Source organism: uncultured Nostoc sp. (assembly GCF_964247315.1).
Classification (GTDB): Bacteria; Cyanobacteriota; Cyanobacteriia; order Cyanobacteriales; family Nostocaceae; genus Nostoc.
On record NZ_CAXTTT010000061.1, the window covers coordinates 32,229 to 44,883 of the forward strand.

The 12,655-nt window shown below is 42.1% G+C and carries 11 protein-coding genes and 1 tRNA gene; 10 read left to right on the forward strand and 2 right to left on the reverse strand.

Going from position 1 to position 12,655, the window contains the following annotated elements:
- Positions 1-76: 76 nt before the first annotated feature.
- Positions 77-982, forward strand: coding sequence for a tRNA (adenosine(37)-N6)-dimethylallyltransferase MiaA (gene miaA, locus ACFE93_RS18815; RefSeq protein ID WP_375475081.1), 906 nt, complete (start codon positions 77-79; stop codon positions 980-982).
- Between the two features lie 52 nt (positions 983-1,034).
- Here the strand turns inward: miaA and ACFE93_RS18820 are convergent, their stop codons facing one another.
- Positions 1,035-1,742 carry a Uma2 family endonuclease gene (locus ACFE93_RS18820; RefSeq protein ID WP_375475083.1) on the reverse strand — a complete coding sequence of 236 codons (708 nt, stop codon included), beginning with the start codon at positions 1,740-1,742 and terminating at the stop codon, positions 1,035-1,037.
- 133 nt (positions 1,743-1,875) lie between these two features.
- On the opposite strand from ACFE93_RS18820, the gene ACFE93_RS18825 reads away from it, so the two are divergent.
- The 8 genes from ACFE93_RS18825 (at position 1,876) to ACFE93_RS18860 (ending at position 11,626) form a co-directional block, all read left to right on the forward strand.
- The gene (locus ACFE93_RS18825) at positions 1,876-2,859 is read left to right on the forward strand and encodes a protein kinase (RefSeq protein WP_375475085.1); all 984 of its coding nucleotides are present in this window, start codon (positions 1,876-1,878) and stop codon (positions 2,857-2,859) included.
- Positions 2,852-3,136: a WG repeat-containing protein gene (locus ACFE93_RS18830; RefSeq protein ID WP_375475087.1), complete on the forward strand. Its 285-nt coding sequence runs from the start codon at positions 2,852-2,854 to the stop codon at positions 3,134-3,136. Before ACFE93_RS18825 ends, ACFE93_RS18830 begins: the two co-directional genes overlap by 8 nt.
- A 241-nt stretch (positions 3,137-3,377) precedes the next feature.
- Complete coding sequence (gene glcD / locus ACFE93_RS18835; protein WP_375475089.1) at positions 3,378-4,850, forward strand: glycolate oxidase subunit GlcD; 1,473 nt, start codon at positions 3,378-3,380, stop codon at positions 4,848-4,850.
- Between the two features lie 215 nt (positions 4,851-5,065).
- Positions 5,066-6,304, forward strand: coding sequence for a glycoside hydrolase family 10 protein (locus tag ACFE93_RS18840; protein ID WP_375475091.1), 1,239 nt, complete (start codon positions 5,066-5,068; stop codon positions 6,302-6,304).
- The gene (locus tag ACFE93_RS18845) at positions 6,304-6,867 is read left to right on the forward strand and encodes a hypothetical protein (RefSeq protein ID WP_375475093.1); all 564 of its coding nucleotides are present in this window, start codon (positions 6,304-6,306) and stop codon (positions 6,865-6,867) included. The genes ACFE93_RS18840 and ACFE93_RS18845 overlap by 1 nt, the downstream gene beginning before the upstream one ends.
- Positions 6,868-7,192: 325 nt before the next feature.
- Positions 7,193-9,442, forward strand: a complete 2,250-nt coding sequence (locus ACFE93_RS18850; RefSeq protein WP_375475094.1) for a GAF domain-containing protein — start codon at positions 7,193-7,195, stop codon at positions 9,440-9,442.
- A gap of 36 nt (positions 9,443-9,478) precedes the next feature.
- A tRNA-Lys gene (locus ACFE93_RS18855) sits at positions 9,479-9,550 on the forward strand.
- A 435-nt stretch (positions 9,551-9,985) separates the two neighbouring features.
- The gene (locus ACFE93_RS18860; RefSeq protein ID WP_375475096.1) at positions 9,986-11,626 is read left to right on the forward strand and encodes an N-6 DNA methylase; all 1,641 of its coding nucleotides are present in this window, start codon (positions 9,986-9,988) and stop codon (positions 11,624-11,626) included.
- A 101-nt stretch (positions 11,627-11,727) separates the two neighbouring features.
- Here the strand turns inward: ACFE93_RS18860 and ACFE93_RS18865 are convergent, their stop codons facing one another.
- The gene (locus ACFE93_RS18865; RefSeq protein ID WP_375475098.1) at positions 11,728-11,952 is read right to left on the reverse strand and encodes a hypothetical protein; all 225 of its coding nucleotides are present in this window, start codon (positions 11,950-11,952) and stop codon (positions 11,728-11,730) included.
- Between the two features lie 35 nt (positions 11,953-11,987).
- Here ACFE93_RS18865 and ACFE93_RS18870 point away from each other — a divergent pair, with 35 nt between their 5' ends.
- Positions 11,988-12,332, forward strand: a complete 345-nt coding sequence (locus tag ACFE93_RS18870) for a hypothetical protein (protein WP_375475100.1) — start codon at positions 11,988-11,990, stop codon at positions 12,330-12,332.
- Positions 12,333-12,655: the final 323 nt, after the last annotated feature.

The window sequence follows — 12,655 nt, forward strand, 5'->3', positions numbered from 1 at the left end:
GAGCAGCAGGAGAAGAACTATTAATTATTGCCCAATGCCCAATGCCCCATAACAAATGACTAATGACAAATGACTAATGACTAAATTAATTGTGATTTGTGGGGCGACGGCAACGGGTAAATCGGGTTTGGCTTTGGCTTTGGCAAGGCGGTTGGGTTCTATAATTCTTAGTGCTGATTCTCGTCAAATTTACCGTGAGTTTGATATTGGGACGGCGAAACCAACTGTAGCTGAACAAAAATTGGTACGGCACTATTTAATAGATATCTGCGAGCCAACAGACATGATGACAGTAGCAGACTATCAGGAGCAAACACAAGCCTTAATTGCTTCTGTTGGTGTTATACCACTATTGCTAGTTGGTGGGACTGGTTTATACATCCGTTCGATTGTTCGAGGTATGAAAATTCCGAGAGTTGCACCGCAAACAGAATTGCGATCGCAGCTTGAATCTCTAGGTCAAACACAACTCTATGCAATGTTACAACAAGTTGATCCAGTTGCAGCACAAAAGATTCATGGCAACGATTCAGTGCGGACTTTACGAGCATTAGAAGTATTTTACGTCACTGGATATCCAATTTCAGAACAGCAAGGGGAGAATCCACCAAATTATCCGATTTTGCAAATTGGGTTAGATTGCGATGTTGAAAGGTTGGCTGCTCGTATTCAACAGCGTACTGAGGAGATGATAGCAAATGGTTTGATTGCTGAGGTGGAGTATCTTTGTCAAAAATATGGCGCTGATTTGTCTTTATTGAATACTTTGGGATATCAAGAAATTAAGCAATATTTGGCTGGGGATATTTCCTTAGATGAAGCGAAAGAATTAACAATTTTGCATACCCGACAATTTGCCAAGCGACAACGTACTTGGTTTCGAGCATATCCACAAATTGAATGGTTTGATGCGAATAATCCCGATCTGTTAGAAAAGGTTTGGCTGCGTATAAATGAGTTTATGAGTTGCACAAGTTCGTGATAATTTTTTGCTTATAAGACGCAAAAATTTTTGCGTCTTTACAGGGAGTGTACTATAGAGTGTCTGGATCTACACCCATAGCCCGTAGCCTATCTGCTAATAATTGGGTGCGTTGTTCTGCTTGTTCGGCACGTTGTCGTTCCTGTTCGGCGCGTTCATCTCCAGTAGATAAAACATTACCATCTTGGTAGCACCAGCGTAACCAAGTATCTTGTCTATCTTCAAATTTACCTTCCCATAAAGTTACGCCTAAACCAACCTGTTCTAACCAATTTTCTGAAGTTTCAAAATAGCGCCTTCCTCTAAGCTCATAAACGCGCAGGACTTTTTCTCCTAATTGCTGATTCGGATCATATACGATGTAGTAACTTGCCCGCATGTGTTCATAAATTTGCAGCTTTTTGCCTAGTTCATCACCTTCTTTATTAGAGACAATTTCAAGGACAACTTCGGGAGGTTTGCCAAAACGCCAAACCATATAACAGCGATTTTGTTTTTCCCACCAATTTTGAGGTACTTGAACATCCAAGCTGAGAAAGATATCGGGTACAATTGCGGGTTGACCGTCTGTATGGTAAATACCGACATTAGCTGCTGCTAAAAAAGTCTGCTGCTGTAGAGTACTGTAAAGAGAGCCAACCAAGAGACGTTGTTGTTTTTCAGATGCAAAATTGTCCACAGGTGTATCATCTTCAGTGACTAGCTGGTTGGCATCTGGCACATAGTAATCATCATCATTGATTAGAACTTGCTGAACCATGACTTTATCCAGTATTTGATAGCGTTATTTCTAGGTTAGTTGATAGAGGATAAGAGAGTATTTAGCACCAAGGATGCTGTTATCAGGTAATTTGTGCCAAAATTTACACAAAGCGGTTTCTAGCATCTGCATCATGATTGGATATATACTGCGACAGCGTTACAAGATTGTAAATAAATTGGGAGCGGGTGGGTTTGGGGAAACCTATTTGGCTGAATACCCACAGGATTTACCTGTCAGCCCCAAGTATAAATGTGTCATTAAACGGCTGATCAGACCCCCGACACCAGACTTAGATACAGAAGAAAGGTTTAAGAAAGAAGCAGCAATTCTATTCAAATTGGGTAAGGAACATCCACAAATTCCTGAACTGTATGACTTTTTCGAGGTAAATAGAGAATTTTATCTTGTTCAGGAATTTATTGAAGGACATGACCTGAGTAACGAAATCATTTCAGGAAAACCCTGGAGTGAAGCTGATGTAATTCAACTTTTACAAGAAATTTTGGAGGTGTTAGCTTTTGTCCATCAACATAATGTGATTCACCGAGATATTAAGCCATTGAATTTGATGCGGCGATATTTGGATAATAAGCTTGTCCTCATAGACTTTGGAGCAATCAAAGAAATAAGCACATTTAAAATCAATATTCAAGGGCAAATCAGCAGCACAATTACCATTGGTACTCGTGATTATATGCCAAGTGAGCAATGGGAAGGGCATCCTCAGCTTTGCAGTGATATATATGCTTTAGGAATGACAGCAATCCAAGCTTTGACTGGATTAACGCCACAAGAACTGCCGAAATTTAATACTTTAGAATTAATATGGCGCGATTATGCTCAAATTAACGATGGAGTAGCCAATTTTCTAACAAAAATGGTACAACGTGATTTCCGCCAGCGATACAAAAATGCAGATGAGACATTGCAAGCTTTAAAACTGGCTTTATTCAATTCACAATCATCTGTTACCTCATTAAGAATGCAAGCTCTCAAGCAAGCTCAACTAAGACTAAAATCGCCTGTCTCTTCACCAAAATCTCGTTTTGCAAACCTAGCTCAACTAGCTTTACAATTATCCGTTGCCTCACTAAAATTGGTCAGAATTGGTTAAATATGGTTATGTTGATCGGGCAGGAAAGTTAGTTATTCAAGTGCAGTTTGACATAGCTCGCGACTTTTCTGAAGGATGGGCAGCAGTTAATATTGGTGGAAGGGAGGGCTTATTCGGTGGTGGAAGTGGTGGCAAGTGGGGCTATATTGACAAAAGCGGTTCTTGGGTAATTAAACCTATGTTTGATATGGCTTTTTCTTTTAAGGATGGACGAGCAAAGGTCGAAATTGGTGGACAAGAGCGGATTATCGACAAAACAGGTATGTTTATTGATTAGTGTTTGTTAAGCTTTAAGCACTAATTTGCAATTGATATGATTATCATTTCTTGATATCGCTTAAATGCATATCCTCCATTCATAAATACAAGTGATGCGATCGCCTCCTCTCTACCCATCCAAATTATTGCTGAAGATGAGTGCGATCGCTTTTACTCACTTTTGACTACTATTCTTGCAACAATAGTAATTACAGCTATACCAACCAGCCTGCAACATCTACCTTGAACTTGAAAAAACTATGCTTACCCAAGATAAAAAACAACACAACTGGAAACCCATTCTCAAAGCATTCGAGGCTGTCCTGGGCAAAAATGGTGTGGTGCAACGCCGCGAAGAACTCATTACCTATGAATGCGACGGTTTAACTGGCTATCGCCAACGTCCGGCTATAGTAGTGTTACCCAGAACTACAGAACAAGTTGCGGAAGTTGTGAAAATATGCAATCGATACTCTATTCCCTTCATAGCACGCGGTTCTGGCACTGGTCTATCTGGCGGCGCTTTACCATTAGAAAATTCTGTTTTGATTGTCACTTCCTTAATGCGGCAAATCCTCAGCATTGATTTAGAAAATCAACGCACAGTTGTACAACCAGGGGTGATTAATAGTTGGGTAACACAAGCCGTTAGTGGTGCTGGATTTTACTACGCTCCTGATCCTTCCAGTCAAATTATCTGCTCTATTGGGGGCAATATTGCTGAAAATTCTGGTGGGGTGCATTGTCTCAAATATGGTGTTACGACTAACCACGTTTTGGGATTAAAAATTGTTACACCAGAGGGGGAAATTATCGATTTAGGCGGACAAATTCCAGAAATGCCTGGTTATGATTTAACAGGTGTTTTTGTTGGTTCTGAAGGCACTTTAGGCATTGCTACAGAAATTACGTTGCGAATTCTCAAAAGTGCAGAATCAATTTGTGTGCTATTGGCAGATTTTACTAGCATTGAAGCTGCTGGGGCAACTGTTTCTGACATCATCAGCGCCGGCATTATTCCTGGCGGTATGGAAATGATGGATAACTTCAGCATCAATGCAGTTGAAGATGTTGTCGCAACTAATTGTTATCCCCGCGATGCTACTGCTATTTTACTAATAGAAATTGACGGTTTAGAAGTGGAAGTTGCAGGAAATAAGCAGCGAGTTACCGAAATTTGTAAAAAGAATGGCGCACGGAATGTCACTTCTGCTACTGACCCAGAAACCCGATTAAAATTATGGAAAGGACGCAAAGCCGCTTTTGCTGCGGCTGGGCATTTAAGCCCAGATTATTATGTACAAGATGGTGTAATTCCTCGAACTCAGTTGCCTTATGTTTTACACGAAATTGAAGTATTAAGTAAACAATACGGTTATCGTGTTGCTAATGTATTTCATGCTGGTGATGGCAATCTTCATCCGCTCATTCTTTATGATAATTCTGTGCCTGGAGCATTAGAGCAAGTAGAAGAAATGGGTGGAAAAATTCTCAAACTTTGTGTGCAAGTCGGTGGTAGTATTTCTGGCGAACATGGCATCGGTGAGGAGAAAAAGTGCTATATGCCACAGATGTTTAGCCAAGTTGATTTAGAAACTATGCAATGGGTGCGGCAAGTTTTTAATCCTAGAGGGTTAGCAAATCCTGAAAAGATATTCCCTACACCACGAACTTGTGGTGAAGCAGCAAATGCATCGGTAATCAAGCAATTTGAAGGTGTGGAAAGATTTTAAGAAGAAAGAATTCAGGAGTCAGGAGTTAGGAGTCATAGTTTATTAGGTTTTGGTATCGTTAAGTATATTCATCACCAAAACTGACTCCGTATTATTTGAAATATTCTGACTCCTGACTTCTGATTTCTGAATGATCATTTCTTTACATGATCCGGAGGATTACAACTTTATTTTGTAGTTATATATATTCCGATCGCACTAGGTCGCACTTACAAATGAATCGGGTTATTCGCCGTTGTGTTTCTTGCTTGCTGTGTTTGGGATTAGTAGTCGCTTTAACAGTTTTTTTACCCTCTTCACTGCCAGTTTATTCCCAAAAAACAAGTCCTTTAACTACAGAAATTCGCGGCGTTTGGCTAACTAATGTTGGTAGTGGTATACTATTTCTCCCTTGGGGTATTAACCGTGCTATAAATCAATTATCGGCTCTCAACTTTAATACAATTTATCCTGTAGTTTGGAACCGAGGACATACTTTTTATAAAAGTGCAGTAGCTAAAATAACTACAGGCTCAGAAACTCAACCTTTGCTTAACTTCATGCATGGTGGACAAGATGTTTTAACAAAGATAGTAACACTTGGTAAACATAAAGATTTGAGAGTCATTCCCTGGTTTGAATACGGGTTTATGACGCCGCATTATTCACAATTAGCAAGGCGTTATCCCGATTGGTTGACAATTGGGCAAAAAGGTATAAAGTCTACTCAAGATGCCCCACCAGAAGAAATCGACAATATTTTAGTAACTAAGGTAGCTTGGTTGAATCCTTTACATCCGCAAGTGCAAGAGTTTATTCAAGAGCTAATTTTGGAAGTAGTCAGGAATTATGATGTAGATGGTATTCAACTTGATGACCATTTTGGGATGCCTGTACAGTTCGGGTACGATCGCTTCACTATAGAACTCTATCAACAAGAGCATCAAGGCAAAAGTCCCCCAACTGACCCTTTTAACTCAGAATGGATGCGGTGGCGGGCAGATAAAATTACTGATTTTATGGCAGAAATCTACCAAGCTGTGAAGGCGGTTAAACCCAAAGTTAAAATATCTTTATCCCCTAACTCTCAAGCTTTTGCTTATAAATACTATTTGCAAGATTGGGAGAATTGGGTAAAAAAAGGTTTAGTTAATGAGTTAATTTTGCAGGTATATCGAAATGACAAAAAGTCCTTTATCGCTCAACTAGAACTTCCATCTATAAAATTGGCTCAAAGTCTAATTCCTGTAGGTATTGGGATATCAACAGGAACCTTTAGAAAGCCGGTGAAAATGGCACAAGTTAGAGAACAGGTTCAGGTAGTGCGCGATCGCAATTTTGATGGTATCTCCTTTTTCTACTGGGAGAGTCTGTGGGGTTACATCGTACCAGAATCACCCCAACAGCGACGCAAAGGTTTTTTTGAGATGTTTAATGCAAAAACTGTCAGACTATTAAAAACAAAGAAACTTTGATGCCATTCGCGCCTAAAAATACTAGATTTGGCTTTACATTGCTGTGGACTTTAGCTACTTTTGGCGGATTTTTATTGAGTTTACTCTTAATTGAAGTCGGCGAAAAGCCAGATGTTGGGGTGGTAGAGGCGGCTATTGGCGGATTTGCGATCGCACTTCCTCAAGGTTGTCTTCTCAAAGAACCTATATTTTGTATCAGGTGGATTTTGTCAAGTCTTTTGGGTTGGAGTATCATCACCGCGATCGGTATTGGTGCGGTGGGTTGGATTGTACCTAGCACTCAGATTCTTCCCCTGAGAATTTTCTCAGGGGCGGTTTATGGTGCGCTTGGCGGCTTGGGGATTGGATTGGCACAATGGTTAGCAATTCCCCAGGCTGTAGCGTGGCGATGGATATTTGTCTCTGCGGCAAGTTGGGCTGTTGCTGTGCCCGTGGGTTCTCTTGTGGGAACGATCTGGCGCTACTTAAGCCAGTTATTTTTAGGTGAAGTCATCGGATTAGGCATCACTTGGCTGCTAGTTGGTATCCTCACAGGAATCAATGCTCACAGATTGCGATTATAACTCTCCTTATTAAGAATTATAAATTTAATTGATATATATTTAGGTTTGCACTTGGATATATGCAAATATTTTAAAAAACCGTTAAAAATAAATTCCAGAAAGTTTGCCCTCACCTGCAAATGTATTTTCGCCTTCAAAAAGCAGGATTTTGTTAAGCTGACTCCTATTAGCTTTCCTAGATTTCTGACAAGAAGTAGAGAAAGATCAAAATTTCGATGAGCAACGGCTGACAATACTTTGCTATAGGCGCTAAAGTGCATCTACTACAAGCTTAACGACAAGAGAGCGCCTAGAAGAGTCAGTAATACAAGAGTGGGACTCTCGCATGAATATAAATCCAGTGGAATCAACTATGGAGTTGACAAAATTATCACCACCTCAAATTCTTTTTGGCACAGAAGTAGATGAAAAAAGTAGTAGCGAGCAGTTTCTACTAAGCATGTACGATTCTGTACAGGCATCAATATTTGTAGTTGATGTTTTGGAGGATGGAGATTTTCGATATGTGGCCCTTAATCCTACTCATGAACGGTGGATAGGGATTCGCTCAGACGATCTCCGGGGCAAAAAACCAGAGGATATTCTCTGTGCCATTGATGCTGCAAAGGTGCGTCAACATTATGCTGAGTGCGTGCGATTCGGCACAACTATTTCTTACGAACAATGTTTGCAATTCCAGGGAGTTTCCACTTGGTGGAGTACGACTCTCACCCCACTAAAGGATGCTAACTCCAAGGTTTATCGATTGATTGGTACTAGTAGCAATATTACCCCTGTGAAGCAAGCAGAACAAGCAGTTGGACTCCAGGTTGAACGAGAACAACTGCTAGAAGCGATCGCTGGACGGATTCACCAATCTGTAGAATTAGAGACAATTCTGCATCAGACTACAATTGAACTGCGGCAGTTTTTGAATTGCGATCGCGTGTTGATTTATCGTTTCCAGGCTGATGGTAGTGGAGTAATCATTGCCGAATCAACTGTAGCTGTCAGCGATCCCCTATTGGGAAAAAACATCACCGATCCCTGCTTGGGTGGCAAACATCCAGAATACCACAGACGAGGTTGCATTCAAGTTATCGAAGATATTTATCCAGCCGACTTGCATCCTTGCCATATAGATTTCCTTACATCTTTGCAGATCAGAGCTAATCTCGTCGTGCCGATTTTCCAAGAGCAAGATATGTGGGGGCTATTGATTGCCCAGCATTGCTGTGAATCGCGTCAATGGCAGCAAATGGAAACTGACTTACTCAAGCAGTTGGCAACTCAAATCGGCATTGCAGTCCAACAGGCAGAACTTCATCAGCAGATCCAGGATCTCAAAGCCAAGATGGAGTTACAGAAGCAAAAGCACATCAGTCAGTTGCAGCAGGTGCGAAACTTTGAAGCCTTGGTGCGACGTATGACAGAACAAATCCGCGACAGTCTGGATCAAACTCAGGTGTTGCAGACACTTACCCAGGAATTAGCAAAGTTACTAAACCTTGAGCGTTGCCAAATTGAACTCTACAGCACCTGCCAAACTCTAGTCACTATTACTTACGAATACAGCATTAACTTACCCCAGTGTCAAGGATTAACCAAACAGATTGCAGACCATCTTGAAGTTTATCAGCCGTTGTTGCAAAAACAACCATTGCAATTTTTGGAAATTCTACCGGGATGGGAACCAAAGTTGCTAGTTATGTCCCAAATGGCTTGTCCAATTTTTGATACCCAAGGGATTTTGGGAAATATTTGGTTGACAAGGCCATCACAAGAGGCTTTTGATGAATTTGAAATTGAGCTAATGCAGCAGGTAGCAAATGAATGTGCGATCGCCATTCGTCAAGCCCAGCTTTACAAACAAAACCAGGCACAGGTAAAAGAACTAGAAAAATGCGATCGGCTCAAAAATCAATTTCTCAGAACTCTATCCCAAGAACTGCGGACACCAATAACAAGCATTAGCCTTGCAGTCCAAACTCTCGAAAGTGTCCTCACACCAGCAGAAATATCAGAAATAGAAATAGTGCCGCAACTTTTGCAGATTCTGCATAATGAGTGTGGACGAGAAAGCAAGTTAATTAACGACCTACTCACACTCACATATCTCGAAGCCGAACCCGATCCCCCAACATTGATTGCCATTGACTTTCAAAGCTGGCTTCACCCCATTATCGAGTCTTTTCGACACCTCACCAACTGCCAGCGACAGCAGTTAAACCTGACTGTAGATCGTGCGCTGCCGCCTTTGGAGACAGATATCACTGATTTGGAGCGGATTGTCACCGAACTGCTCAACCATGCCTGCAAATACACCCCAGTCGGGGAAGCGATCGCAGTCTCTGCTCAGTTGATAGGGGATACAGTCGAGCTTAATATTACCAATTCGGGAATAGAGCTTACCAGCAATGAACTCTCACGGATTTTTGAACCTTTTTATCACCTTTCCAAACACGATCCTTGGAAACATAGTGGCACGGGGCTGGAATTGGCATTAGTGCAGAAAATGGTCAGACATTTAGGCGGCTCAATTTATGTAGAGAGTGCAGCAGGTCAAACCTCCTTCACGATCAAATTTCCCTACTAGCTATCTCAGAAGTTGTGCTATGATTGTTATTCGTGCGGGTGACTAGCTCAACGGTAGAGCAGTAGACTCTTAATCTATTGGTTGCGGGTTCAAATCCCTCGTCACCCATCAACAAAATCTTATGTTGTCAGTTGCCAAAGGGCGATACTGACCTAACTCTGATTCTCCAAACTGATTTAGTGCAGCAAGCGTTTGATCTATTTGGCGTTGGTGGAATAAGGAATGCTTTTGCAGTCGCTGTCGATTTAACTAGTTCCGTGGGTTGAAGCCCCCCGGTTCAAAAATCACGCAAGTTTTGTGTTGGGGTTAAATCCCCAGACGCGACTCGAAAATACTCGCTCTCCGTGGCGAAGAGAGCGGACTCGTTGGCGGAGCCTCTCGTAGAGAAGAGAGCATCTCTAAAACAAGGTCAACCTGTGATTTCTGTGTGGTTAGATATCATTTATCAACAATTAGCCGAGAAACTGCGAAAATAGGGATTCTCTTTCATAAGATAGAAGCGATACCTACAGGTCTGCTTCGCTAACGCAGGAGTTAAGTATAGTGCCGCGTGAAACAAGGAAAAACAGCAAAAAGCCAACAGAGAAAAACGGTTCTGGAGATTTACCACTTCTACAGTTAGCGCAAGCTGGCGATCGCTTGGATATTCCCGCAATGGAACAATGGCTGTGGGATGCTGCTTGTAAGATACGCGGCGCGACGGATGCACCAAAATTCAAAGATTTTATTCTGCCGCTAATTTTCTACAAACGGCTGTCTGATGTCTTTGATGATGAGTATGAAAAGTGCGCTGAGAAGTTTGGGGGTGGAGACTTAGCCCGTGCTTTCATTGAAGCAGATCATCAAGATGCAATTAAAAATAACCACTCGCCGATTGTGCGTTACTATGTCCCCCACCAATACCGTTGGGAGGCGATTCGCTTTCATCCGAAAGATGGCTTAGGAGAGTTTGTGACAACGGCGATGCGGGAGGTGGCAAAGCGCAATCGTAAGTTGGAGGGAACGCTGACACTGAAAGATTATAACGAGAAGCAAAGCAATCAACGCGTTTTGGATGATGACCGTTTAAAGGACTTGATTGAAGTTATCAGTCGGCATCGGTTGGGGTTAAAGAATACCAATGCGGATGTTTTGGGGGAAGCCTATGAGTATTTGCTGCGGAAGTTTGCTGAAGGACAAGGGCAAAGTGCCGGGGAGTTTCTCACACCATCAGAGGTGGGTTGGTTGATTGCGGAAATTATTGACCCCGAACCCTACACGAAGATTTACGATCCCACTTGTGGATCGGGTAGGTTGTTAACTAAGCCGCGTCTGGTGTTCAACCGCAAGCATCCAGGGGAAGAGAGTAAAGCACCTCGGTTATTTGGGCAAGAGTTGAACTGGACAACTTTTGCGATCGCTAAAATGAATATGTTTTTGCAGGATTTTACTGATACACAAATTGAGATTGGCGATACATTTAGACAACCGAAATTTACGGTTGACAAGAAGGTGATGCGCTTTGATTATGTGGTTGCTAATCCGATGTGGAATCAGGACAACTACGGCGCAGATGCTTACGAAGAAGATTCTTTTGAACGGTTCAAAGACGGAATTGCCTCCAAATCTTCAGCAGATTGGGGATGGGTGCAGCATATTTGGGCATCGCTGAAAGATAATGGACGGGCGGCGGTTGTTTTGGATACAGGTGCGGTGTCTCGCGGTTCCGGGAGTCAGAACAAAAATCAAGAAAGAGACATTCGTAAGGAGTTTGTGGAAAAAGACAGAGTTGAAGGGGTGATTTTGCTACCTGAAAATTTGTTTTATAACACGACTGCGCCAGGAGTGGTAATTTTGTTAAATCGCCTGAAACCTCTGAATCGTAAGGGTGAGTTTTTACTGATTAATGCTGCTGATTATTTTGTCAAGGGCGATCCCAAGAATATTTTGACAAAGGAAGGGATTAAGGCGGTTGATGAGGTTTATCGCAATTGGGAAACGCGGGAGAAGCTGAGTAAAGTTATTAAGTTAGAAGAATTGAGAGAAGCAGATTATAATCTTAGTCCGTCGCAGTTTGTGGATGTGAGCGATAAAGTTGTGCATCGGGCGATCGCAGATATTTTGACAGATTTGGCGGTAGCAAGACAAGACAGGGAATGGGCGGATAAAGATTTAGCTGAGGTGTTAGCAAAGTTGAATTTATAGCGTTTTTCATTATATATCCTTGGACTCCATAAACCTGTCAGTTCACAGATAAGGGCACTCTACTGCCGAGGCAAGGTCGGATCAAGTTATGCGGAAACTTCTCAACGTCTCCCCTCTATCAGGTTTGTGGGATGCGATCTGCTTTGCAGCAACGCTAGGCTAACGCCTCGCTTCGCTAACGCGATCGCTTTGGGCCCCGAATCATCCCTACTCAATCTTCCAATTAGGCGTATAACCAGAAGTAACTTGGCTATACATTTGCAAGACCGATGCAGAAATACGTCCTGAGAGTTTTGCGATCGCCCATAGCGCTCTTGTAAAATCATTTTCAATTGTTGAGAATTCGCCCAGGAAAAAGTTTATGGCAGATAAGTCCGGTCAAGACCCCTCGGAAATCCCAGTGGCAACGGTTGATGAAGAACGAAAAGGCGCAACTTTCAGCGGTACGGTCATCCTTGGTATAGATCCTGAGGGTGGGGCAGTCGTTTTCTTTAGAGACTTTTTAATTGAAGATTATAAAGGAGAACTTACCGCAAATCTTGCAACAGATGGCGATATAACGAAAAGCATTGATTTAGGCGAACTCGATCATAAAAGCCCCAGTTTTAAGCTGCCAATTCCGCTGGGAACGGATACATTACCCTACAATACAGTCGTGTTGAGCGACAAAAAAAGCAAGAAAAAAATCCTGACGATTAATCTATAAAATTTGTAACTTAGCTCGTAGTTCAGCCAAATTCGATTGCCCTCCTGTATAGATCTCAAATGGGTTCTATAAAACGATGTTTGAAAAGTCCTTTTGTTGGTAGCAAAACGTTTTAGATCCCCCTAAATCCCCCTTAAAAAGGGGGACTTTGATTCCGGTTCCCCCTTAAAAAGGGGGGCTAGGGGGGATCAACAAGTGCCTAAAATCACAGCCAACCACTTTTCAAACAACCTCTAAGGCGATCGCATTTGTTATTTCGGCGTACGCATTTGTTATTTCGGCGTACGCATTTGTTGATTTGGGGTTCGCATTTGTTGATTTGG